Raw genomic sequence first — 24,052 nt, 5'->3', positions numbered from 1 at the left:
TAAAATTAATAAAATTCAAATAAGTTATGGGACAACACAAACTGACTAAATTTGTTTTTTGGCAACTTATTTCTTTTGCTAACCAAGCCCAAACCCTAGAAGAAGAGTTTGATACCTTTGCAATTTTATTTGAGTTTGCTAAAACTCAAGGAATAAAAAATACAATGAATGCTTTTAAAGCCTTGAAAAAACACGAGTTTCTGACTTCTACATCCCCTATTTTCAAAAGAGTTGCCCTGACAAAAAAATCCTTTTTTCTTACTCAAACAGAAGATGCCAAAAAACTCATTGAAAAAAACAACTGGTATATTTCTTTAGCAGAGGAAAAAGGAAAACAAGAAATAGTCAAAAAGCTAAGAGGTGAAATTGATTTAATAAAAATATTGATAACAGAAGAAATCTAGTATAGAAAACTTTAGAGTACTGGACATCAATGGATATTTGCTGTTCTGTGACTCACAAAACAGCAAAAAAACACCTTTCATTGTTGTTGTGTAGCAACAACACCAATTTTTTATTTCATGTCCAGTACTCTAAAAAAAATTATTCTTCTTGTTCAGTTTGTACTTCTTCTATCCAACTTTCAGCTTCTTCTACTGTTTCAAACAGACGCATATTCAAAACACCTATGGTTTTCTTCTCTAAATCTTGAGCTGAGAGTTTTCCAAAAATATCTTTAGAAACAACATGAGCAAAATACCTCAATCCTGCTTCAAGAGCTTGTGGCATCCAAACTGTTTCTATCCACTCGTTAGCTTGTTGCCAAGGTCCTTCTAAGTTGGAGTTATCATTTATTAGATAAGGTGAACGATGCTCTTTGAGTAGCTCTAATCCAAATAAGCACCCAGCCTTTACATTTTCAACATTTACAAAGCCATTCCACAAAGAATAAATGCAATTGGAATCACTTTTCAGATAAGTCTCCAAAAATACTTTTCCGTCCGAGTTTTTTAATGTTTTCATAAAGTATAAAGGTTATAAAAAATACATGTGATTCCTTTCTCTTTCTTAAACCTAAAAAGAGCCAACATTGTTTTTTCTATATAATAGAAAATATGCTGTTTAAAACATCTCTAAAGGTAAATTTTTTGCTTTAAAATTATACTCATTTATATCATTCAAATCCTCAAATTTATTGTCAAAACGCCTATTTTTTCGTATCTTGCAGAGTTGTTTTGTAGGGAAGAACCTATCTAAAGATACAACTTTTAAATCCTTATTGAAGGCTACATTTTGGGTCTCAACAAAGGTTTGATTAAGAACTTTAATTTATATATAGTTTTATACTAAAAATATATGGCAGATATAGAAAATGACGAGCTATTAGACGATGGAAATGATAATATTATTCCAGTTAGTATAGAAGACGAAATGCGAACAGCATACATAGATTATTCTATGTCAGTTATTGTTTCTCGTGCGCTTCCAGATGTTCGTGATGGTTTAAAACCTGTACACCGTAGAGTGCTTTATGGAATGGCAGACTTAGGAGTTTACCACAATAAAGCCTATAAAAAATCGGCTCGTATTGTAGGTGAGGTATTGGGTAAATATCACCCTCACGGCGATTCATCCGTTTATGAAACAATGGTAAGAATGGCGCAAGAGTGGTCGCTTCGTTATATGCTCGTTGATGGACAAGGAAACTTTGGTTCTATTGATGGAGACAATGCAGCAGCGATGCGTTATACAGAGGCTCGTATGCAGCGTTTGGCAGAAGAAATGCTTGCCGATTTGAATAAAGACGTCGTGGATTTTGTTCCCAACTTTGACGACTCGCTTACAGAACCTTCTGTACTTCCTGCAAAAGTTCCTAATCTTTTGGTAAATGGGTCGGCTGGTATTGCTGTCGGAATGGCAACCAATATGGCTCCTCACAACCTTACAGAAGTAGTTGATGGAACAATAGAATATATCAAAAATCCTGAAATAACTGTCGAAGAGCTTACAAAATATGTTACTGCTCCAGATTTTCCAACAGGAGGAATTATTTATGGCTACACAGGAGTAAAGAAAGCACTAGAAACAGGACGTGGAAGAATTGTGATGCGTGCTGTGGCAAATATAGAAACAGATAAAAACGGACGTGAGCAAATTATTGTTACAGAAGTTCCTTATCAGACCAATAAAGCTAGTTTGATAGAAAAAACAGCAGCTTTAGTCAATGAAAAACGCATTGAGGGAATTTCGGCAATTCGTGATGAATCAGATAGAAAAGGACTTCGTATTGTTTATGATATTAAGCGTGATGCAATGGCAAATGTAGTCTTGAATCAGCTTTTCAAATACACAGGGCTTCAAACTTCATTTAGTGTAAACAACGTAGCTCTTGTAAAAGGTCGTCCAAAAATCTGTAATCTTAGAGACCTAATCCATTATTATGTCGAACACCGACATGAAGTAGTAACTCGTCGTACAGAATACGACCTCAAAGAAGCCAAAAAACGTCTTCACATTTTAGAAGGACTTTTAAAAGCCCTTGATGTAATTGATTTGGTAATTGCTACTATCAGAAGTTCTCAAGATGCAGAAGAGGCAAGAAATGTCTTGATGGGAGAAGGTAAAATGAATACAGATAGCCGTTTCTTTAAGGATATTGCTGTTCCAAATAATTTTGTGTTTGATTTTTCAGAAATTCAAGCAAAAGAAATTTTGGGAATGCGTCTGCAACGTCTTACAGGATTGGAACGCAACAAAATCCAAAACGAACACGACCAACTTGTCCTTACAGTTGAGGATTATGAAGATATTTTAGCTAAAGTAGAGCGTAGAATGGCAATCATTACTGACGAACTCATAGAGCTAAAAGAAAAATATGGAGATGAGCGCAGAACTCAAATCGTTCATAGTGCAGAAGATATTGATATTGAAGATTTGATAGCTGAAGAAGAGATGGTAATTACTATTTCAAATGAAGGGTATATCAAACGTACTTCGCTTTCAGAATACAAAGCACAAGCTCGTGGTGGAAAAGGCTCAAAAGGCACAACTACAAAAGAAGATGACTTTACAGAACATTTGTTTGTTGCTTCTACACACAACTATTTGCTTATCTTTACAGACTATGGAAAAGTATATTGGCTAAAAGTTTATGCTATTCCAGAAGGCTCAAAGACTTCTAAAGGTCGCCCTCTTCAAAATCTTATCTCAATAGAGTCTGGAGAGAAAGTACAGGCAGTTATTAATGTCAAGAATCTGAAAGAAGAAGACTATGTTCAGAATCATAATCTTGTTTTCTGTACTAAGAAAGGACAAATCAAAAAAACAGCTTTAGAAGCCTATTCTCGTCCTCGCCAAGGTGGTATCAATGCCATTACTATCAATGAAGGCGATGCTCTTTTAGATGTTCGTCTGACAGATGGCAGCAACGAAATTATTATGGCAGTTCGTTCTGGTCGTGCAATTCGTTTCGATGAAACGCAGGTACGTCCAATGGGCAGAACGGCAGCAGGAGTTCGTGGAATATCTGTACAAGGAGATGATGAAGTTATAGGAATGGTTTGCTTGAACCGTCCAGATGCCAATCTTTTGGTGGTTTCTGAAAAAGGATATGGAAAACGCTCTGATATAGATGATTATAGAATAATTAAGCGTGGAGGAAAAGGAGTTACTACACTCAAAACAACAGAAAAAACAGGTGCTTTGATTGCCATTAAGGAAGTTGTTGATACAGACCATTTGATGATTATTCGTAAGTCTGGCGTAATGATTCGCTTTGCCGTTTCAGAACTTCGTACTATGGGACGTGCTACACAGGGCGTTCGTTTGATAAACTTAGCAGAAGGAGACGAGATTGCCTCTGTAGCTAAAATTGAACACATAGAAGAAGATGAGGAAGAGACAACATTGGAATCAGGAATGGAAAATGCAGATGGAGAAGTTTCTGCTGACCTTGCTAATAAGGCGGACACATCTAGTAATGGAAATCATGATAAAAATGGCAATGCAGAAGCTGATGAAAGTTCAGAAGATGTAGAGTAACTTTTTTTTGCATTATAGTTGCATTAACTTTGGAAGTTCTATTTTTGTAATATAAAATGGAACTTCTATTTTTATATGAAAATTGTAGCACATACTGAAGTGTGTGTCAAAACCAATAATTTAAACTCATTCCCTAAAAAATGACAAAGTCAATTTTAAAATCAATGATAGCAGGAGCAGCTTTTGTAGCTGGTTCACTCCTTACAAATACAGTAGTTGCACAAAATGGAGCTGTAAGCAGTGCCGAGTTTTTAGTAACTTCAGAAAATCCAAACTATGAAAAGGCATTAGATAAAATTCGTCAAGCAACATATCACGAAAAAACAAAAGATAAAGCTAAGACGTACTATGTTCGTGCTAAAGTTTTTACGGCTATCCTTCAAGCAGGAGCAGAAGATGAAAAAGTAGCAGCACTTGTAACTAATCCAGCTGATAGTGCTTTTGAAGCTATGAAAAAGGTTAAAGCAATGGAAAAAGCTGCTGGAGAGGATAAATACACTGAAAAGCTAATAAATATATCTACTGACGGACTCAATGTACAACAGAGTTTAGAAACTCAGTTGAAGAATACTATTTTAAATGATGTTCAGAAATACCAAGAGACAGATGTTGAAAGAGCTTATAAAGCCATGGTACCTTTGGTAGATTATTTTGGTAATGATACTACTCTTTTGAAATATACAGGTTATTTTGCTGCTCAATCTGAAAAGTATGATGAAGCAGGAGCATATTTTGAGCGATTGGGTGATATAGAAGACTATAATAAATCTGATGCTTACCAGTCTGCAGCTTCAGCCTATTATCAAGCAGAAGATACTATTAAATTAATGAACATTGTTAAGAAAGGAACAGCTAAATTTCCAGAAGAAAAATATTTTCTATTGGTAGCAAATGATGTTCATATCAAAAGAGAGGAGTATCAAGAAGCTATTGATGTCTTAAAGAAAGTACATACTTTAGAGCCTAAAAATGTACAGTATCTCATTACATTAGCTCGTCTTTCTAACCAGCTAGAGAAAAAAGAAGATGCGTATTCTTACTACCAAAAAATATATGAAATTGAAGCTGATAACGAAGAGGCACTTCGTGCATTAGGAGTAGGGTATTACGAAGATGCAGGCGAAATATATCGTGTATTGAGAAAAGAAGCTACTGACGCTGGAAAATCTATCAATAAAGAAGATAAGAGATTTAAAGAAATGGTTGTTCTTGCTGATAAAGCTATTCCTTACCTTATGGCATACAAAGATATTTCAGAAGATAAGTCTATTGTGTATAGTACACTAATGAATGTTTATATCTACAAAGGAGATGCTAAAAAAGCTGATGAAATGGAAAAATTAGCGGAAGAGAGCAAGTAATTGTTGATAACATCTATTTTTAATAAAGCTCTGTTTTTTCGGAAACAGGGCTTTATTTTTTTTATTAAAGACATAAAAAAAGATGATACTTCCAAAGGATGCATCATCTCCCACTACTCACTAACTATGGCTATTACTATTGCAAAATAGCATAGCCAACAAAAGATTTTTATATATATTAAAAATATGTCTGTATTTAAGATAAGTCTTACAAACTCTTGAAAACAAACTTCCTAAATCTAGCATTTAGGAAGTTGTTAGGAATTGTTAGGTTGTAAGTTAGAAGGTCTCCAAACAAGATAGTTTTGGGCTTCTATTTCTATGACCCACTAAGTAGGCAATAAGGTTGCATCGAACTCTTATTTTTTTAAAAAAAATAAAACAATTAGTCTAAGAGTTATTTATTAAGTGTATTTTGAAATGGTATGTGTGCAGAATGCTGTTTGGTTTTTTTTGAAAAATCCAAAATTATTTTAAAAAAAACTTTGCAACACACAAAGAAATTATGTATTATTGGATAGAGTAAGAAATAAAGTGTCAGTTTTGATACAACTCTTTATTTCGGCTCTTTTAGTATTTGAACCCAATACATTTTTATATCATATTCAATAATAAAGTTTTAAAGAAATAGCTTAGTAGTTTATTTCATAGAAAAAGAATGATACTCATATTTTAAAACTTCTTAATAGGCAAAGCAAAAAAGAAGTTTATTTTTTACTAAAAGTTATTAACATAATATGGCAGAACTCCTAAAAATACACCCAGACAATCCTCAAGAGAGTAAACTTCAGAAAGTAGTTGAGACATTAAAAAATGGTGGTGTAATTATTTATCCTACGGATACAGTGTATGGAATAGGTTGTGATTTTACAAATGCGAAAGCTGTGGAAAAAGTCTGTAAAATCAAGGGTATTGACCCTAAGAAAATGCACCTTTCCTTTATCTGCTACGATTTGAGCGATATCAGCTTATACGCACACAGAGTAACAAATCACGTTTTTAAGGTAATGAAAAAAGCCTTACCTGGTGCATTTACTTTCATTTTGGATTCCAGTAATAAAGTACCAAAAGTAGGTGGAGTAAAGAAAAATCAAGTGGGTATTCGTGTTCCCAACCACAAAATTCCTAGAATGATTGTTCAAGAGCTAGGAAACCCTATCGTAACGACTTCTGTGTATGATAAAAATGGAAATCCAATGACTGACCCTTCGCTTATGAAGGAAGAGTACGAACACCTAGTAGATATTGTAATTGATGCTGGTATGGGTGATGTTCAACCATCGACAGTGATTCGTTGTATAGAAGATAATATTATTTTACTTCGCCAAGGAGCAGGAGATATAGAAAAGTTTGCTGATGTGCTTTCAAAAGAAGAAGCCGAATCACTTTTGGTAGAAGAAGAGTAGAGATAAAAAAATTGTAAGATTAGATTTTTCATTTTTGATTTTGTTTTAGTGAATAGAAAAACCACTACTTTTTTGAGGTAGTGGTTTTTTTGTTTTGTATTTTTGTGGTGTTATTATTCTACCCATCAAATAAAATTTTCTATAATGACATTTCAAGTTCGAAATAATATTTCCCTTCAAAACTATACTACATTTGGTGTCGCAGCCACAGCACAAAATTTTATAGAAATAACGTCGACAGAACAGCTAATAGAAGTGCTAACCTTTGCAGAACAAGAAAATATTCATTCTATTTTTATTTTGGGAGGAGGAAGTAATGTTCTTTTTTTGAAAGATTTTGACGGATTAGTTATCAAAAACTCTATCAAGGGAATTGAGAAAGTAAAAGAAGATGAAAACGAGGTTATTCTTAGCGTAGGAGCAGGTGAAAATTGGCATCAGTTTGTACTTTTTTGCTTGGAAAAAAATTATGGAGGCATAGAAAATCTTTCTCTTATTCCTGGTACGGTAGGGGCAGCTCCGATGCAAAATATTGGTGCATATGGAGTAGAAATAAAAAATGTAGTAACGAACGTAAAAGTACTAAACAGAAAAACAAAAAAAGTAGAATGGATTTCAAATGCAGAATGCAAGTTTGGTTATCGTAGCAGTATTTTCAAAAATGAAGCAAAAGATAAATACATTATTTTAGAAGTAGAATTCAAACTCACTAAACAAAATCATACACTAAACACATCTTATGGAGCGATAAAAGATGCTTTAGAAACCCAAATTGCTACTATTCAAAATATTAGTAAGGCAGTTATTTCCATCAGAGACTCCAAATTACCCAATCCAAAAGAGATAGGTAACGGAGGAAGTTTTTTCAAAAATCCAGAAATTGCTACCTCTCAATTTGAAACATTAAAAAAAGAATTTCCTACTATGGTGGGTTATCCTGTCTCTGATACAACAACAAAAGTAGCTGCAGGCTGGCTTATTGAGGCTTGTGGGTGGAAAGGAAAAGTAGTCGGAAATACAGGAGCGCACAAAAATCAAGCTCTCGTTTTGGTCAATTATGGAAATGCTAAAGGAGAAGAAATTTGGAACTTAGCCAAAGAAATTCAGAAGTCTGTTTATAATACGTTTGGAATAAAGATAGAGCCAGAGATTAACATTATAGGATAAAATTTTTTCTTATCTGTCATTACTTTGCATCTAAAATTTTCTAATTTATTTTCTACTTTTCGTAAATACTCTTAAAGCCCTCAATTATAGTGGGTTAAAGTTTGTTAAGTGCATTTACAAAGAATAAGTATTGCTTTATTTTGTAGTAAATTAAATACAGAAACGGAAGAAAATATAGTATTTAGGTTGATATATTCATTAATAAGAAGGTATTACCAAGTAGAGAATCATAAAGAAAAATTACAGCTAAAAAGGTTATGAAAATAGAAGGATTAGTAGGCGCAAAACAAGTACGCTATATCATCGCTCTTATGAGTTTGGCAATGCTCGGACTTATCGGACTTCAGTTTTATTGGATAACTACTACCATAACACTAAATAAGTCTCGTTTTAAGCAAAATGTACATCAAGCTCTTGAAAAAGTAGCTACTCGCTTAGAAAAACATGAAGCTATTTATGTGATGAAAAGTAGTGCAGACCAAATGAGTGGACAACTCATGTCGACGTTAGACTCTATCACAAGAGCCCAAAATGCTGCTCGTTCTATGACGTATGAGCTACAGTTTGAAGTAAAGAATGGAATGTTTACGGGTAGTCAAAGTACAGAATTAGTTCTAGAACCTATGATGAAATATGATATTCGTGATGCAAAAACGGCTTGGGAAGAAAATAAGCGTCGAAGAATGAATAAATCTCAAATTGTTTCTGTAATTGCTGAAAAATTATTTTTTCAAAATCAAGAAAAACCTATTCAACAACGTACGAGCCGTCCTGTAATTGATTCTATTTTGCGTGAAGAAATGCACAATAAAGGAATTACATTAGATTACGATTTTGCTGTGTTTAATCATCCTAAAAAACAGTGGTATTTTGCTTCTCCTTCTACAAGTAGTGAATGTTTATTAGAAACAAACTATTCGGCAAAGCTTTTTCCTAATGATATGCGTCATCCAGAAAATATTTTGTGTGTATATTTTCCAAAAGAATCTAAGTATTTGATAGGACAAATGGCAATGATACTCTCTTCTTCTGTTATTTTTATTGGTGTGATTATTCTTTGTTTTGCAGCAGCTATTTATACTATTCTTCGTCAGAAAAAAGTATCAGAAGTTACCAATGATTTTATCAATAATATGACACACGAGTTCAAAACTCCGATTGCAACCATTTCGCTTGCTCGTGAGTTTTTGCAAGATGTGAGTGTGCAACAAAATCAAGAAAAGACAAATCGTTATTTAGGTGTAATTGCAGATGAGAGTAAAAGACTTAGTTCGCAAGTAGAAAAAGTTTTACAGGCAGCAAAGCTAGATAGAAAAGATTTCAAACTCAATTTGAAGTCATTGGACTTACATCAGATTTTAGAAAAAGTAATTCGAAATAGTGCTGTACAAGTAGAAAACCGAGGAGGTAAAATATTTACAGACTTACAGGCAGACCAAACTATCATACAAGGAGACCAAGTTCATATCACAAGTATTATTTCTAACTTGCTAGACAATGCCAACAAATATTCTCCTAATATACCACGCATAGAAGTACAGACTAGAAATACTTCTAACGGAATTGAAATAAAATTTATTGATGAAGGACAGGGCATCCCTAAGAAAGTAGTAAACAAAATTTTTGATAAATTTTATAGAGTGCCGACAGGAAATGTACACAATGTTAAAGGTTTTGGCTTAGGACTCAGCTATGTAAAGACCATCGTAGAAGCTCACCATGGAACGATAGAGGTAGAGAGTGAGGTAGGTAAAGGGTCTGTTTTCATTATCAGACTGCCTTTCAATCAGCCTTCTAACTAGGTTTTTTATACTCTTATTCCCAAAATGGTGAGGTCGTCTCGTTGAGGCTCATTATTCCTAAAACTGTCAAACTCCTCTATCAGCTCTAATTTTTGTGTAGTAAGAGGATATTCTTTAATAGTATCTAGGAATTGTATGAATCTTTGTGTGCCGTATTTTTCTCTTCTATCATTGTTTTGGTCTGCAAATCCGTCTGTTGTAAGGTAGATAGTATCTCCTGTTTGTAGATGGATAAGATGTGTTATGAACTGCTGGTGTTCCTGTTTTTGCTTTCCTCCTATACTACGTCGGTTACCTTTTGCTTTTAAAAATTGCCCATCTTGCACATAGTATAAAGGACGATGTGCTCCTGCAAAAGTTACCTCTTTACCTAAATCTGTATTTTCTATAACACAAATAGCGACTTCCATTCCATCATCATTTTTTCCTTCATTTTGCTTTAATGCATGTTGAATTTCTAAGTGTAAGACTTCTAAAATCATAGCAGGGTCATATATCTTACTTTGTCCTACAATTTTATTTAAAAGAGTCTGTCCAATCATAGACATAAAAGCTCCTGGAACGCCATGTCCTGTACAATCTACTGCTGCAATGAAAGTCTTATGTCTCTTACGATAGACCCAGTAAAAATCTCCTGAAACTACTTTTTGAGGCTTATAAATAACAAAGCTTTCTGTAAAAAGCTCTCTTAGTTCAGCTTCAGTAGGTAAAATAGCATTCTGAATCTGACTAGCATATCTAATTGAATCCATTATTTGAGCTTGTGAACGTTCAATTTCCCAAGTTTTTTCTTGTGTTTCGCTTAAACTATTCTGAACTTTATTAAGCATTAGACCAAAGTCTTTAGAAAGCCAACCTATTTCATCATTTGTAATAACAGGATTTATTTTATAATCTTCTGAAAAATCATTTTTTATGACTTTATGAATAGAGTTGGAAAGTTGACGAACTGGTAAGCTGAGTTTTTTACTAATCAAATAACTGACAACCATACCCAAAATAAAACATAGTATGATAGCAGCTCCCAATGTATATTTTATTTGTTGTGTAATCTGCTCTGCTTGTAAATGTCCTTCTTTATTTATTTCTGCTATAATATCAGCAATTTTGTAGGCTTTTTGCCTAGTTTGGTAGTGCATTCCCTCATGGATGCTTAGTCCAATTTGTTTTTCATAATCTACCATATCCAAAAAAGCATATTGGTAATTTCGTAATAGCGTTACCATTTCTTTTTGGAGTTTTTCATTTTTTATAGTTGAACGAATCTCTGAACGAAGTCTTTGTACAGCGAGTGATAATTTTTTGATATACTCTTCTTCTTTTCGAATAATGAAATCTTTTTCATGTCTTCTAATCATTAACAGTGTTTCTTTATTAAAAGGCAAATCTGAGTTTTCGATTTGATGAATGAACTTACGCATCTGTCCTACTTTACCATAATCTTTATGTCCTTTACGTTGTATAATTTGTACTAGGCGTTCGAAGAGGACTTCATATTCTCCAACAGCTTGTTTTAATTGGAATAGCTTTTTATCAATATTTTTATTGCGTAACTCCTTTCTGTTTTTTAATGCTATTAAATTGCGCTGAACATCATATAGTTTTTGTTTACGATGGTTTAAATATTCGCTTTCCCCTGTTTTGTAGAAGTTATTATTTATAGTCTCATAAGTAAAGAAATCATTTTCTATTCCACTAAGCATTTGAATATCAATATGAAGTGTGGTAAGTAAATCAGTAATTTCTTCTATGTTTTTTTGTTTCTCATAAAACATAAAAATAGCTCCAATAATTAGTGCTGTCAATAACAAATAGATGCTAAAATAAAGTTGGAGTTTATTCTTTATTCCTCTAAATTTTTGATTTGGCTGGTTGTAAGTTGTATAACTTTGATTCATTCCTACTAAAATTATAATCTTAAAATAGCTGGTCGTCATTTCTTGACTGCAAAATTACGAGGAAGAAGGTTTAAAAGCTCACCTAACAGATTACAAAATAATTACGCTTTAGTAAAGCAAATTTTATAAATTTATTAAAATAAAAACCTAATATTAATCTAATGTAGATTAATATTAGGTTGTGTGGGTAATCATTATTCTATTGAGAAGTTAGTTAGTTGCTATTCTTTTCATTTTCTTTGATATCACGTTCTAATTCTGCCATAAAAACAGCATCTACTGATTCTTCTACCGTTGGAATAATATTTAAAACACTGTCTAATTTTGAAATTGTCATGAGCTTCATTACATGCTCACTTACAGCAGCTAAAGCCAAGAATCCATTGATTTGCTCTGAAAGACGTTTGGCAACCAAGATAGAACTAAGTCCAGACGAATCTACATATTTGATATCGCTCATATCAAAAATAAGATTGACCATTCCTGATTGATAAAGTGTAAAAAACTCTGTCTTTAACTTTGGAGCAACAGAAGAATCTAGTTTTTCTTCTTGTAGCTTAAATACAGTATATTTTTCTTGTTTGTTGAGTGTAAATTGCATACTATTTTTTTAAAAAATGAATGTGGAGTAGGAATCAAAAACTGTTATTAGGTAAAATATACGAAATAATTTTTGAAAATTTGAATTGCTAATTTGTTTGTATAGCAAGTTACAAAAAAACATCAAAGTAACCTGTATTGTTTGATAGTGAAAGAAAGTGTTTGAAACAAAAAATAGCACTTTATCTAAGAATAAAGTGCTAAAATAGGTATTTTTCTATATGAAGTAAGAGTTATATTTTTAGTCCTATAAGTGTTATATCATCACGTTGTTCTTCTTCGCCCATGTGATTTCTCATCTCTTCTAAAAGAACTTCTTTTTGTTCATGTAAAGACATTCCTGTAAATGAAGCCAATATCTTTTTGAAGTGAAGTGTACCATATTTGATACGTTCAGAATTGTTTTGATCTACATATCCATCAGTGGTTAAATACAGAATATCACCAGGGTGTAGTAAAAGCTGACGTTGTTCATAATCTGAATCAGACTTTTGTCTTCCTCCAATAGATTTACGGCTTCCTTTTACCTCTATAAGTTTGTCATTTTTTAGTATAAATAAAGGTCTTTTTGCTCCAGCAAAATTCACAACTCGCATGTTTAGTTCATCTGCATCATCTATGACGCACAAGCAAACATCCATTCCATCTAAATTTTGATAATCTTCTTGGTGAAGAGCTTCAAAGATTCCTTGATTTAAGTTTTCTAATATCTGAGCAGGCTCTGTTACATCTTGAAGAGTTACAATCTCATTTAAGATAGTATTTCCAATCATAGACATAAACGCTCCTGGAACTCCGTGACCTGTACAATCTACAACAGCAACAAAGGTTTTATTTCCTGTACGTATAGACCAATAAAAATCTCCTGAAACGACTGCTTGTGGCTTGAAGATAATGAAATGGTCATCAAAATTTCTGATAAAATCTTGAGGGTCGGGAAGAATAGCATGCTGAATAGTCTCTCCATAGCGAATACTATCCATTATAGCTTGATTTTTTGTTCTGATAAGCTCATTTGCTCCTTCTAATTGCGTATAAGTACGAGCATTATCTAATGCAATAGAAATATAAGAGGCTAACGTACGCAGAATAGTCAAATCATTTTTAGAATAGGCATTTGTTTTATGGCTTTGAACTGTCAAAACCCCAACAATTTTTCCCTCTAAAAGAAGAGGTAGATAAATAATAGACTGATACATATCTCCCACTCTATCTAAAGAAACCTCACTAATATACTTCGTATGTTCTTTTGCAAAATTGTTGATAATAATATCTTCATTCCGAGTGAGACAAACCACAGAAAGTTTGTTTTCATCTGTAATATTATCATAGCTATCAGGAATGCGTTCTCCATTTTCTATAAAACCTCTAAAATCTATACGCTCCTTATTTGGATTATAAATTCCAATACCAAATGCAGTAGCATCTGTAAGCTCATTTACATATTCATAAACAGAGCTAATTACTGTGTCAAGGTCAAGGATAGAAGTAATTTTCTGACCTATTTCGCTAAGTACACGAATATTGCTATATGAGCGTTCAATTTCAGTCTTTTGACTTTCTAATTTAAGATTTTGTTGCCCTATTTCTGCTGTTCGTTCTCCAACAAGTCTTTCCAAAGTATCATTCTGACGTTTGACAGCATTCATTCTACTTTTGTAGAAGCCAAATGAAATACCAAGCACAGAAAGGGTTGCAATAGTTAAGAACCACCACGACTTCCACCAAGGAGGAAGAACCTTTATTTTTATTGCGATTTCTTCTTTATTTTCTATCCCGTCACTATTTGATGCTTTTACTCTAAATGTATAATTTCCTGCAGGAAGGTTACTATATGTTGCAAAACGACGGCTACCTACTTCATTCCAATCCTTATCAAAGCCTTCTAAAATATAGGAATAGTTTGTTTTTTCAGGTCTTCTAAAATTAATAGCTGCAAATTCAAAGGTAACTACTCTGTCCTCATAAGTGAGGGTCATTTCTTCTGTTTGTGAAATATCTACTTTTAGAGGCGAGTCAGGATTTCCCAAACTCTGAATGCCTACTGAACGGTTGAGTACCTTAAAGTCAGTCATCACTACTGGAGGAACATACATGCTTGCTTTTATATTTTGTGGATAAAAGGCATTTAATCCTTGTATGCCCCCAAAAAACATCTCTCCATCTTCAGCTTTAAAAAATGCTCCTGAGTTAAATTCACTACTTTGCAAACCATCTTTTGGATTATAATTGGTCATGCGTTTTGCATCATCTATACTATCATCTCCCAAAAGACGCATTAAGCCAAAGTTGGTACTTATCCAAAGATTATCTTTTTCATCTACCAAAATACCATAAATAGCATAGTTAGCAAGGTCGTTCCTCTGTCCCCAGTGTTCAAACTCTCCAGTCTCACGGTTCATTATATTTAATCCATTGGTAGTTCCTACCCAAAAGTTGCCTTTAGAATCTTCTGCAATAGCTCTAACAGTATTATGACTAACAGATTTTAAATTTTCTGGGTCGTGTTTATAGTATTTATAATCAATAGGTGTATTATTTTCATCTCTAATTACCTTTATTAATCCTTGTGCAGTACCAAGCCATAAAATGCCACTTCTATCTTCATAAGTTGTCCAAATATCTTCATCATCTAGAAAATGTTGGGCTTCATATCCAAATTCATTTCTTTGAGATGGGGTCATTTTGTAGAAGCCATCAAAAGTTCCTACCCAAACTGTCCCTTGCTTGTCTTGTAGAAGGTTCAATATTTGTCTTTGAACAGTAGTAGAATCTTTAAGGTCAGCCTCTAAAGTAACAAATTTAGCTCCTCCTTTTTCAGAAAAACTAACCAAACGAGAAATGTCAGCTCCTGTAGCTACCCATAATTGTCCTTCATTAGTTTCAAGTAAAGCTCCTGTCTTAGAATCTTTCAAGTCATTTTTTCCTTCTCCTCCATAAATATTGTAATACTTAGGAATTACACCACTTCTATCTATGCGAGCAAATCCATTATTAGTACTTACCCAAACAATTCCTTCTGAATCTTTCAACATTGCCCACACATTTCTCTGAGGTAGAGAGTTTTTGTTTCCTATTTCATAGTAGTAGTAGTCAAACTGATTTGTTAGAGGGTCATACTTAATAGCTCCTAGATTTCTAGAGGCTACCCAAATGACATTTTCCTTTGTTCTGACTATTGCTGGCATTTGTCCTAAAGCATCAAATGAAGTTCTATATCTAATAACCTCTTTGGTTTTTAAGTCCAATTTGTAAATATAATCATGCCCAGCTCCCCAAAAAGTATTATTGCTTCCTAAAGTAAATGATTGAAGACTATATGATTTACCTTGATAACGGTAGCGATCAAATCCATCAATGTTTGGATTATATTGATTGAATCCTCCTTCTGATGCAATCCAAATGTTCCCGTCTGCATCTTCCTTTATATCATAGCCGCCAAACCCCCAAAGAGAAGTTGTATCTGAACGGTTATATCGGTATAATTTCTTTTCTGAACGATCACTAGACCATCTATTTACACCGAAACTATTTGTTCCTATCCATAGGTTATTTGCTTTATCTACATACAATTTGGCAATATCATTACTTCCAAGCATAGTAGAGTCCTCTTCTGAAGCTACAAAGTTGGTAAAAGAGTTATTGTTATAGTCGTATTTGCTAAGACCATTTGCTGTACCGAGCCATATAAAACCTTCTTTATCTTCTGTTATAGCCTTTACCTCATTATCTACTAACGTGTTTGGGTCTCCTTCTTTTTTGTAAAAGGATTTAAAAGATTGTGTTTTACGATCAAAAATAGATACTCCTGCTATCGTACCTATCCAGATATTATGGTTAGTATCTTCATAGATAGACATTATCTGATTATCTATAATAGATAATGAATCCTCTCTTTTGTGGCGAAAAATAGTAACATCATAAGCATTATAGCGATTCAATCCATCATCTGTGCCTATCCATAAGTATCCCTCACTGTCTTGTATCATTGCATTGACCGTATTTTGGGATAAGCCTTGGTCAATAGAAAGTTGTTCTACTCTTAGTTTTGGCAAGTCTTGTGTTCCATTATTTTGAGCTACTACAAAAGCATTGCTGCTTGTTAGGATAAATAACAAGAGCATCACAAATGCAAATAAAGGTCTTGAAAAAATATGATGGAATCTATATTGCATTAAGATTACTTTATTATAATGAAAGTATTGTTTCTTGGGTGTTTGTGTTTGATAAGATTATTTTGCTTAACTAAACTTTTTATTACTGACAACTTCAAAAATACAATAAAAAACCAAATTATTCTACTCCCAAATACATTAATTTAAAAATTAACACTTTCAAAGAAAAACGTAACTGACTAAGAGTGTAGTATATAACTTCTGTTCATTATCTAATTTTCAAATACTCCTGCTATCAATTCATCAAAGTATTCATCTTTCAAAAGCTCTTTGAAAGTACCCTCTTTAACAATCGTACCGTTTTTCATAAGATAAATTTTATCCATTTTTTCTAATAAAATGGGGTCATGACTGGCAGCAAAGATAGACCAAGGATACTTGTCTTTTTTCAGTATTTTATCTAATACTCTTCTCTTATAATTACCTTCTAAGTTGTAGAAAAAGTCATCAAAGACGATTAAGTTTGGATGTGTGAGCATACTTCTAGCAAAAATTACTTTTTTCTGAAAAGTAGAAGAAAATCCTTGTCCTGAAGGTAACATTTGTGTTTGAAGACCATCTTTAAGAGATTGAATATCATCTATAAGTTCTACAATGTCCAAAATATGGTTGAGATATTCCATATTAAAACCTTCTCTACCTACTGTGATATTTTCTAAGAGTGTTCCTTCAAAGACATCCTCATGAGAGAGGTTGTCTCCAATGTAGTCTTGTAAGTTCTTGATATTCAAATCACGAAGTGTAAATCCATTAAAAGTAATATGCCCTTTATATTCATCATACAGACCTGTTACAATTTTCATAAGTGTGGACTTTCCTGCTCCTTCATTTCCAATTATACCCACATATTCTTGAGGTTTTATCTCTAAATCTATGTTCTTTAGTGTAGGATTTTCATTTCCTTGATAGGTATAAGAAACGCCGTGTGCCTTAATATGGAAGCCTTGTCTATTAAATTGGTCAAATGTATTTGTTTTTTCTAGTTTTAAATCAGTTACATTACCTATTTTCTCAACTGCTGTGAGCGTATCATAAATAGTGTCTAAATTTAGAATCATTTTCTCTACTGCTGTAATGACTGAAATAATTACGATTTCAGAAGCGACAAACTGTCCTAGTGTAATGTCCCTTTCTATAACCAAAAGACTTCCTATAATCAGAACACCACCAGTAATGATAGTTTTAAAAGCTACAAAGGCAGAATATTGAATAATCAAGATACGGAAATGAGATTTTCTTTTATATAAATACCCTGTCAGTAGTTTTTGCATTTTATTTAGTGGAAGGAGCGTATTTCCTGCAATTTTAAAGACACTCTGATTACGTCCTAGTTCTTCCAACCAATAGGCAACTTTATATTTGTATTTCGATTCGTAAAGACTTGTGTCTAATCCTGTTTTTCCTGTAAAGTAAAACATTAGACCTAAAACAGCTACTAAAAATAAGCCAAAGAACACAAAAAACTCGTGGTAAAATGCAAGCAATGCCAGCCCAAATAAAACTTGTAAAAGTGCTGTAATGACGCTTGTAAGGAGTTTGGCTAGTCCTTTTTGGAGAGTTAGAATATCAAAAAAACGATTGGCAAGTTCTGGGGCATATTGTTGTAATATAGACTCCAAACGAATACGTGGAATCCTGTAAGCAAACTCAAAAGCAGCACGAGTAAAGAGGCGTTGTTGTAGAGTTTCTACAATACTCATCTGCATAATCTGCATCACACCACTAATTAGTGTTCCTGCCACAACGAAGGCAATCAGAACCACCACAGAATTTATTATAAGTCCACCTGAAATCAGACCAATAATTGCCTGTACACCCAAAGGTAAAGTAAGACTAAGCAAACCAACAATCATGGCATAGATATAGGTATAAGAAATATCTCTTTTTTCTGTAAGAAGCAGATGCCACAAACGCTGTGCAGGTGTACGATTATCTCCACTTATTTCTTCTGGAGTAGCTATTGGGTCTATGAGCATTGGAACAAGACAATAAATTGTATTGGGTTGGCAAAGCTCACTATCACCATATAAATCTGCCTTACAAGCAAGAGAATTGATAAAATCATCGTGGTTTTCAATATCGTTTTCTTTCCAATTCTCTCCGTCTTCTCTCATGGTATGGATAGCATCTCTTTTGCCGTGCCATGCCAATATTGGATTTGCATTTCCATCAACAGATTCAAAAAGTACTAAGGGAAGTGTTGTAATGGAAAGAACTTCATCTAACTCTTTTTTCGATACTTCTTTTTCTATAAAATGCAGATGCGCCTCACGCCCAATATCTTGCAGATGTCCTACCCATTGACGCATTTCTCTACGTGTAAAAATGCTTTCTGATGTAGCTACTGGAGAAAATTTGTAGTGAGCTTCATCGGGTTTCCAACGTTTTATAATTTGAAAGACTATGTTTCGGGCAAGTTCGTATTGCATAAGTGATGGTTTCTTTTTCTAAATCTTTAACAAGATACTGCTTATACGGTATTTTAACAAAACTACATAACCCAAAAAAACAAAAAAGGTTTGCTAACTTTAATAATAGCTTTACTTTTAAAATTTGTTAAAATAAAATCACTACTCTAGTTTAAATCAGAGTAATGACTTTATGAACAAGTGTTGTAGAAAAAAATTATTTTCTTCTCTTTTTATTGCGTCTATTTTTCTTTGTTCCTTGTGTTCTTCTTCTATTACTAGAAGTATTTGAATTTGTTGAGCGTGAAGATGGCGAACGTCCAGAACGACTGCGACTGTTGGTTTTACTTCCTTGTTTTTGAGGGCGTTGTCTGGGCTTACTTCCCAACTCAAAGAGGTCATCTTCTTTGATTGTTTCTATATCAATGTCTATTTTTCCTCCTGAAAGACGCTTAATATCTTTTAAAATTACTTCATCATCAACATTGTCTCTGTTCCAAGTAATGTAAAAAGACTTCATGAGCTTACCAATATCTGCCACAGCATCAATCATTTCTTGTTCGTCTTCTATTTCGGCAGCTTTTGCAATAACTAATTCTACATGTCGTCCATAATGGCGATATTTTACAGGTGTTTCAGAATAACCAATATGTTCGGGTTTGCGTGTACGCTCTTCTTCTGTTTGTGGAGCAAACTCATTATTAAATTCTATTTCACCATCTGCCATAATGTACAAATGATCCCAAATACGATGAACATTATCACTATTTTCTCTCACACTTGGGTTGAGTTGTTTCATAAGGTTAATGAGCGTTTCTGCTGCACGAGTGCGTTCCTCTACATCTTCTATTGTTTTGAGATGGCGCACCATATTTTGTATATTTCTTCCGTATTCTCTTAAAAGAAGTTTATCTCTTTGGGTATTGTAATCTAAATCTTTGAGTTTTTCAGCTCCTTGTTCTGTATCTTTTATATTTTCCAATGTATGAGTTATTTTGTGTCTTTCTACTATTTATGAGGGAAAAGAAAATGATTTTCTAGTAAAATCTAACCGTAAATATAGCAAATCTTTATCTGAATACTGGATGTATTACCATTAAATCGCTGTTTTTGAGAATTGATTTTTCAAAAAGAAATAGTTTTTGATATATTTGAATTTCAAAAATAGTGTGATTTCACTATTCTGATGCAGTACATTTTATTAACCTTTCTAAAAAAGAAACAAATGAGTGAGTATTTCGACGATGAGCAAGAAAAGAACAATGATTATTCTAAACCAAACTATCATAACGAGACCATTTTCTCAAAGAAAGTACGTGCAGGAAAACGTACCTATTTTATTGATGTAAAGCCTACTCGTTCGGAAGAAGAATATTACATTACACTAACAGAAAGCAAGAAGGTATTTCGTCGTAGTGGAGGATATTACTTCGAAAAGCACAAGGTATTTTTATACAAAGAAGATTTAAACAAAATTTTGGCTGGCTTGACAGAGGTTATAGACCATGTAAAGACCGAACTTATGCCAAATTATGACTTTACCCAGTTTGATAGAGAGTACGATGAAGAGTATGAAACTTCAGACAGAAAGTCTCACCTAGAAGACGATGAGGTAAGAGACCACTTACAATGGGACTAAGGTAACTATATATAATATGAAAAACGCTTTATTTTGGAAAAGTAAAGCGTTTTTTTGTGTCTTGAAAAAAGTTATTTTCCAAAAAAAACTAAAAAGAGCTAACTTACCTCAAAATTAGACTTACAAATTAATCCCTTTAACACAATGAATTTAGTTCAATTAAAATCCAAAGTTTCTTATTACGGACTTTTGGCAGCTTTTTGTGCAGGAACAGTATTTTTGCCTGCTTGTAATGACAAAAAGCCAACTGATACGACCACAGAAGTAACTACTGATTCTGTCGCTACCAACACAGAAAAAGAAGAAATTCCTCCTTACGATTCAGAGCGTTTTGCAGATTTGAGAATCTTGCGTTATGAAGTAAAAGGCTTCGACGAATTACCACTTTCTCAAAAGAAACTTCTTTATTATCTTTCAGAAGCTGGACGCAGTGGTCGTGATATTACGTATGACCAAAATTATAAAAATAACCTTTTGGTAAGAAAGACCTTAGAAAATATTTACAAAACTTATAATGGCGATAAGTCTGGAGAAGATTGGCAAAATTTCGAAACCTATTTGAAAAGAATTTGGTTTTCTAATGGAATCCATCATCACTATTCAGAAAAAAAGATGATGCCAGAGTTTTCTTATGAGTATTTTGAAGGATTGGTAAATAACTCAGATGTAGCTGACTTTCCAACAAAAGAAGGCGAAGAAATGACAGCATTTTTAGCTGAGCTCAAACCTATTATGTTTGATGCAAATGTAGATGGAAAGAAAGTAAATAAAACTAAAGGACAAGATTTAGTTAAGACTTCGGCAGCCAATTTCTATGAGAATCTTTCACAGAAAGAAGTAGAAAATTTTTATAAAATTTTTGCTGATAAAAACGATGCTACGCCTATTTCGTATGGCTTAAACTCTCAACTTATCAGAGGAGAAGCTCCAGAAGGTGCTTTAGTTGGACTTTCAAAAGATGGAATTTATGAGTATAAATATGGTATCGGAACAGAAGGCAAACGTGGAAAATATGCTGCTGCTTTAGAAAAAATGGTCTATTGGTTGGAAAAAGCCTCCACAGTTGCCGAATCTGCACAGCAGAAAAAAGTAATTGACTTACTTGTGAAGTATTACAAAACAGGCGACTTAAAAACTTTTGATGAAATGTCTATCGCTTGGGTAGAAACAACAGATACCAATGTAGATTTTATCAATGGTTTTATTGAAGTTTATGGCGACCCATTGGGTTACCGAGCGCACTACGAATCTGTAATCTTTATGGATGATAAAGAAGCCTCTAAGCGTATGGCTGTTCTTTCTGAAAATGCTCAATATTTTGAAGATAATTCTTCCATTATGGACGAACACAAAAAGAAAGAAGTAAAAGGTGTTACGTATAGAATCATCACAGTTGTCAATGAAGCGGGTGATGCTGCTCCTTCCACGCCTATCGGAATCAATTTGCCAAATGCGAACTGGATTAGAAAACAGCACGGTTCGAAGTCAGTTTCTTTGGGAAATATTGAAGATGCCTATAATCACGCAGCAGGAGGAAAAACATTAGCTGAATTTTATCCGACTGAAGAACTCCAAAACCGTCAGAAAGAATACGGAGAAATTGGTGGAAAAATGCACACAGCACTTCACGAGGTTATCGGACACGCTTCTGGGCAAATAAATGATGGAGTAGGAACTCCAAAAGAAACACTCAAAAACTACTCTTCGACGTTAGAAGAAGCTCGTGCCGATTTGGTGGCTTTGTACTACCTCTTAGACCCAAAATTGGTAGAGCTGAATCTTTTGCCTTCTTTGGAAGCTGGAAAAGCAGAATATGATGGCTATATAATGAATGGAATGATGTTACAACTTCGTCGTTTAGATGAAGGAGCAGACATTGAAGAAGACCACATGCGTAACCGTCAGCTTGTAGCAAAATGGGCGTATGAAAAAGGACACGCAGAAAATGTAATTGAGAAAAAAGTAATCGATGGAAAAACGTATTTCCTTGTCAATGATTATGACAAATTACGTGTTATTTTTGGAGAACTTTTAAGAGAAATTCAGCGCATTAAGTCAGAAGGCGACTATGAAGCTGCTGAAAAATTGGTGGAAGGCTACGGCGTAAAAGTAGATGGTGCTATGCTCAAAGAAGTAAAAGAACGTTATGCACAGTTTGATATTGCTCCATACTCTGGGTTTTTGCAGCCTGTTCTTGAGCCAGTAATGGAAGGTGACGAAATTAAAGACGTAAAAATTCGTTATGCGACTTCTTTTGCAGAACAAATGATGAACTTTAGTGAAAACTATAGTTTTTTGAAGGCAGAGTAATTCAACAACTTTATTTTTAACTTTAAAAAGTCTGTTCAGTATCACATTGAGCAGACTTTTTCTTTGAAGTAGCTAGTTTTATAGTTATTTTGGTTTTTAATTATAGCCACTCTCAAAGTTATTTAATCACATGAAAAAAAGTAATCTAGTTGTTTTTTTTGCGCTCTTGCTTTTAGTAAGCTGCACATCTGTCAAGCTATCTCAAGAAAAAGCATTTGCTGTATATCAGAAAGCCATAGAAAATTCTATGTCTCCGACAGAAAATAAAGTATATGACAGATTGGTAACTATAAATTCTCAAAATGAGAATTTAGTTCGTAAAACAATCAACGGAGAAGAGCATATTTTGGTGGTTACTTGGAAGCAAAACATCTCATTTTACCAAAAATACATAGATTCTACTCATTATAATACTGGAAGTTATCAGATATGGGTAACAACAGCTCCTGAGCTATATCAGAGAATGAAAAAAGAACATGCTAAAGATGTAGATATGAGATTGAAGCAACTATTGGGGCTGCCTCCCAATGCTACATACAGCTATTTTGTAGAGTTTTGGGTAAAACCAGAGGATTTGTTTCGTCCTTGTCCAGACAAAGAAATTACAGACAATGCATGTGATTTATGCTTTCCTAAAGATACAGAAGAATCCTATCAAGATTGGATAAATAAAAATAGGATAAGTCGTTATTACGGATGTGAAATAGATAAAAAATATCCATGGAGTCAGCTTGGCTATACCTACGACTGGAATCCTAGAAATAAATCGCACATAGGACTTAGCGAATTTGTAATAGATGTAAATAAAAATATTGTAGTAAATGCCATCTATACGACAAAGGAATATTTAAACAAAGAAATGGACAAGCAGTAGATGAAACCTATACTCATAGACACAGATATACTTTCTTTTTTCTTTCGCAATAGAAAAGCCCACGAGCAGCAAGCAACACAACAAATAAATGACTATCTGAAAGCAAATCGAACATTTTCTATTAGCATTATTACCTATTATGAGCTTTTGAATGGACTTTATTTTGCAGATACAGAAGAGAGAACAAATGAAATTGATGAGTTTCTGATGGCTCAAACCATCTTGCCCATAAGCAAAGAAATTGCTAAAAAAGCAGCACAAATTTACGCCACCTTAAAAAAAGAAGGCAATAGCATTGCTCATAATGATATTCTGATTGCTGCCACAGCCATTGTAGAAGGTTATATACTGATTACGAACAATGAAAAGCATTTTGGTAGAATAGATGAGCTTCAATATGAAAACTGGTCAAAACTTTAGAGATATGTACT

At 33.6% G+C, this 24,052-nt stretch carries 16 protein-coding genes; 10 read left to right on the top strand and 6 right to left on the bottom strand.

The window, feature by feature from the left end; genetic code table 11:
* The first annotated feature begins 26 nt into the window (after positions 1 to 26).
* A complete protein-coding gene (locus QZ659_RS05645) occupies positions 27 to 404 on the top strand; it encodes a hypothetical protein (protein WP_291723193.1) in 378 nt (125 codons plus the stop codon).
* A gap of 139 nt (positions 405 to 543) precedes the next feature.
* On the opposite strand, the gene QZ659_RS05640 is transcribed toward QZ659_RS05645, so the two are convergent.
* A complete protein-coding gene (locus tag QZ659_RS05640) occupies positions 544 to 963 on the bottom strand; it encodes a hypothetical protein (RefSeq protein WP_291723190.1) in 420 nt (139 codons plus the stop codon).
* 333 nt (positions 964 to 1,296) lie between these two features.
* On the opposite strand from QZ659_RS05640, the gene gyrA reads away from it, so the two are divergent.
* The 5 genes from gyrA to QZ659_RS05615 all read left to right on the top strand — a co-directional run bounded on the left by gyrA (position 1,297) and on the right by QZ659_RS05615 (position 9,717).
* The gene (gene gyrA / locus QZ659_RS05635; protein WP_291723187.1) at positions 1,297 to 3,981 is read left to right on the top strand and encodes a DNA gyrase subunit A; all 2,685 of its coding nucleotides are present in this window, start codon (positions 1,297 to 1,299) and stop codon (positions 3,979 to 3,981) included.
* 140 nt (positions 3,982 to 4,121) lie between these two features.
* Positions 4,122 to 5,342: a tetratricopeptide repeat protein gene (locus tag QZ659_RS05630; protein WP_291723184.1), complete on the top strand. Its 1,221-nt coding sequence runs from the start codon at positions 4,122 to 4,124 to the stop codon at positions 5,340 to 5,342.
* A 737-nt stretch (positions 5,343 to 6,079) separates the two neighbouring features.
* On the top strand, positions 6,080 to 6,748 hold the full coding sequence (locus tag QZ659_RS05625; RefSeq protein ID WP_291723181.1) for an L-threonylcarbamoyladenylate synthase: 669 nt from the start codon (positions 6,080 to 6,082) through the stop codon (positions 6,746 to 6,748).
* Positions 6,749 to 6,892: 144 nt separating this feature from the next.
* Positions 6,893 to 7,915, top strand: coding sequence for a UDP-N-acetylmuramate dehydrogenase (gene murB / locus QZ659_RS05620; protein WP_291723178.1), 1,023 nt, complete (start codon positions 6,893 to 6,895; stop codon positions 7,913 to 7,915).
* Between the two features lie 257 nt (positions 7,916 to 8,172).
* On the top strand, positions 8,173 to 9,717 hold the full coding sequence (locus QZ659_RS05615) for a sensor histidine kinase (RefSeq protein WP_291723173.1): 1,545 nt from the start codon (positions 8,173 to 8,175) through the stop codon (positions 9,715 to 9,717).
* 5 nt (positions 9,718 to 9,722) lie between these two features.
* On the opposite strand, the gene QZ659_RS05610 is transcribed toward QZ659_RS05615, so the two are convergent.
* The 5 genes from QZ659_RS05610 to QZ659_RS05590 all read right to left on the bottom strand — a co-directional run bounded on the left by QZ659_RS05610 (position 9,723) and on the right by QZ659_RS05590 (position 19,780).
* Entirely contained in the window at positions 9,723 to 11,615 is a 1,893-nt protein-coding gene (locus QZ659_RS05610) for a SpoIIE family protein phosphatase (RefSeq protein ID WP_291723170.1), read from the bottom strand.
* A gap of 214 nt (positions 11,616 to 11,829) precedes the next feature.
* A complete protein-coding gene (locus QZ659_RS05605; protein WP_291723167.1) occupies positions 11,830 to 12,216 on the bottom strand; it encodes an STAS domain-containing protein in 387 nt (128 codons plus the stop codon).
* A 232-nt stretch (positions 12,217 to 12,448) separates the two neighbouring features.
* Positions 12,449 to 16,390, bottom strand: a complete 3,942-nt coding sequence (locus QZ659_RS05600; protein WP_291723163.1) for a two-component regulator propeller domain-containing protein — start codon at positions 16,388 to 16,390, stop codon at positions 12,449 to 12,451.
* Positions 16,391 to 16,602: 212 nt separating this feature from the next.
* Positions 16,603 to 18,819: a peptidase domain-containing ABC transporter gene (locus QZ659_RS05595; RefSeq protein WP_291723160.1), complete on the bottom strand. Its 2,217-nt coding sequence runs from the start codon at positions 18,817 to 18,819 to the stop codon at positions 16,603 to 16,605.
* Between the two features lie 196 nt (positions 18,820 to 19,015).
* Positions 19,016 to 19,780 (bottom strand): DUF4290 domain-containing protein, encoded by a 765-nt coding sequence (locus QZ659_RS05590; RefSeq protein ID WP_291723157.1) that lies wholly within the window; start codon positions 19,778 to 19,780, stop codon positions 19,016 to 19,018.
* 243 nt (positions 19,781 to 20,023) lie between these two features.
* Between QZ659_RS05590 and QZ659_RS05585 the strand changes: the two genes are divergently transcribed.
* From QZ659_RS05585 to QZ659_RS05570, 4 genes are all read left to right on the top strand, one after another.
* Positions 20,024 to 20,437 (top strand): DUF3276 family protein, encoded by a 414-nt coding sequence (locus QZ659_RS05585; RefSeq protein WP_291723154.1) that lies wholly within the window; start codon positions 20,024 to 20,026, stop codon positions 20,435 to 20,437.
* 144 nt (positions 20,438 to 20,581) lie between these two features.
* Positions 20,582 to 22,747, top strand: a complete 2,166-nt coding sequence (locus tag QZ659_RS05580) for a dipeptidyl-peptidase 3 family protein (protein WP_291723151.1) — start codon at positions 20,582 to 20,584, stop codon at positions 22,745 to 22,747.
* A 130-nt stretch (positions 22,748 to 22,877) separates the two neighbouring features.
* A complete protein-coding gene (locus tag QZ659_RS05575) occupies positions 22,878 to 23,621 on the top strand; it encodes a hypothetical protein (RefSeq protein WP_291723148.1) in 744 nt (247 codons plus the stop codon).
* Complete coding sequence (locus tag QZ659_RS05570; RefSeq protein WP_291723145.1) at positions 23,622 to 24,041, top strand: type II toxin-antitoxin system VapC family toxin; 420 nt, start codon at positions 23,622 to 23,624, stop codon at positions 24,039 to 24,041.
* Positions 24,042 to 24,052: the final 11 nt, after the last annotated feature.

It is taken from the genome of Bernardetia sp. (assembly GCF_020630935.1).
GTDB lineage: Bacteria > Bacteroidota > Bacteroidia > Cytophagales > Bernardetiaceae > Bernardetia.
This window is presented reverse-complemented; position numbering and strand designations above follow the sequence as displayed.

Coding starts and splice junctions, on each gene's coding strand:
- QZ659_RS05595 (WP_291723160.1), bottom strand. CDS start 18,819: ATGCAATACGAACTTGCCCGAAACATAGTCTTTCAAATTATAAAACGT.
- QZ659_RS05610 (WP_291723170.1), bottom strand. CDS start 11,615: ATGAATCAAAGTTATACAACTTACAACCAGCCAAATCAAAAATTTAGA.
- QZ659_RS05570 (WP_291723145.1), top strand. CDS start 23,622: ATGAAACCTATACTCATAGACACAGATATACTTTCTTTTTTCTTTCGC.
- QZ659_RS05625 (WP_291723181.1), top strand. CDS start 6,080: ATGGCAGAACTCCTAAAAATACACCCAGACAATCCTCAAGAGAGTAAA.
- QZ659_RS05600 (WP_291723163.1), bottom strand. CDS start 16,390: ATGCAATATAGATTCCATCATATTTTTTCAAGACCTTTATTTGCATTT.
- gyrA (WP_291723187.1), top strand. CDS start 1,297: ATGGCAGATATAGAAAATGACGAGCTATTAGACGATGGAAATGATAAT.
- QZ659_RS05585 (WP_291723154.1), top strand. CDS start 20,024: ATGAGTGAGTATTTCGACGATGAGCAAGAAAAGAACAATGATTATTCT.
- QZ659_RS05605 (WP_291723167.1), bottom strand. CDS start 12,216: ATGCAATTTACACTCAACAAACAAGAAAAATATACTGTATTTAAGCTA.
- QZ659_RS05630 (WP_291723184.1), top strand. CDS start 4,122: ATGACAAAGTCAATTTTAAAATCAATGATAGCAGGAGCAGCTTTTGTA.
- QZ659_RS05645 (WP_291723193.1), top strand. CDS start 27: ATGGGACAACACAAACTGACTAAATTTGTTTTTTGGCAACTTATTTCT.
- QZ659_RS05580 (WP_291723151.1), top strand. CDS start 20,582: ATGAATTTAGTTCAATTAAAATCCAAAGTTTCTTATTACGGACTTTTG.
- murB (WP_291723178.1), top strand. CDS start 6,893: ATGACATTTCAAGTTCGAAATAATATTTCCCTTCAAAACTATACTACA.
- QZ659_RS05640 (WP_291723190.1), bottom strand. CDS start 963: ATGAAAACATTAAAAAACTCGGACGGAAAAGTATTTTTGGAGACTTAT.
- QZ659_RS05615 (WP_291723173.1), top strand. CDS start 8,173: ATGAAAATAGAAGGATTAGTAGGCGCAAAACAAGTACGCTATATCATC.
- QZ659_RS05575 (WP_291723148.1), top strand. CDS start 22,878: ATGAAAAAAAGTAATCTAGTTGTTTTTTTTGCGCTCTTGCTTTTAGTA.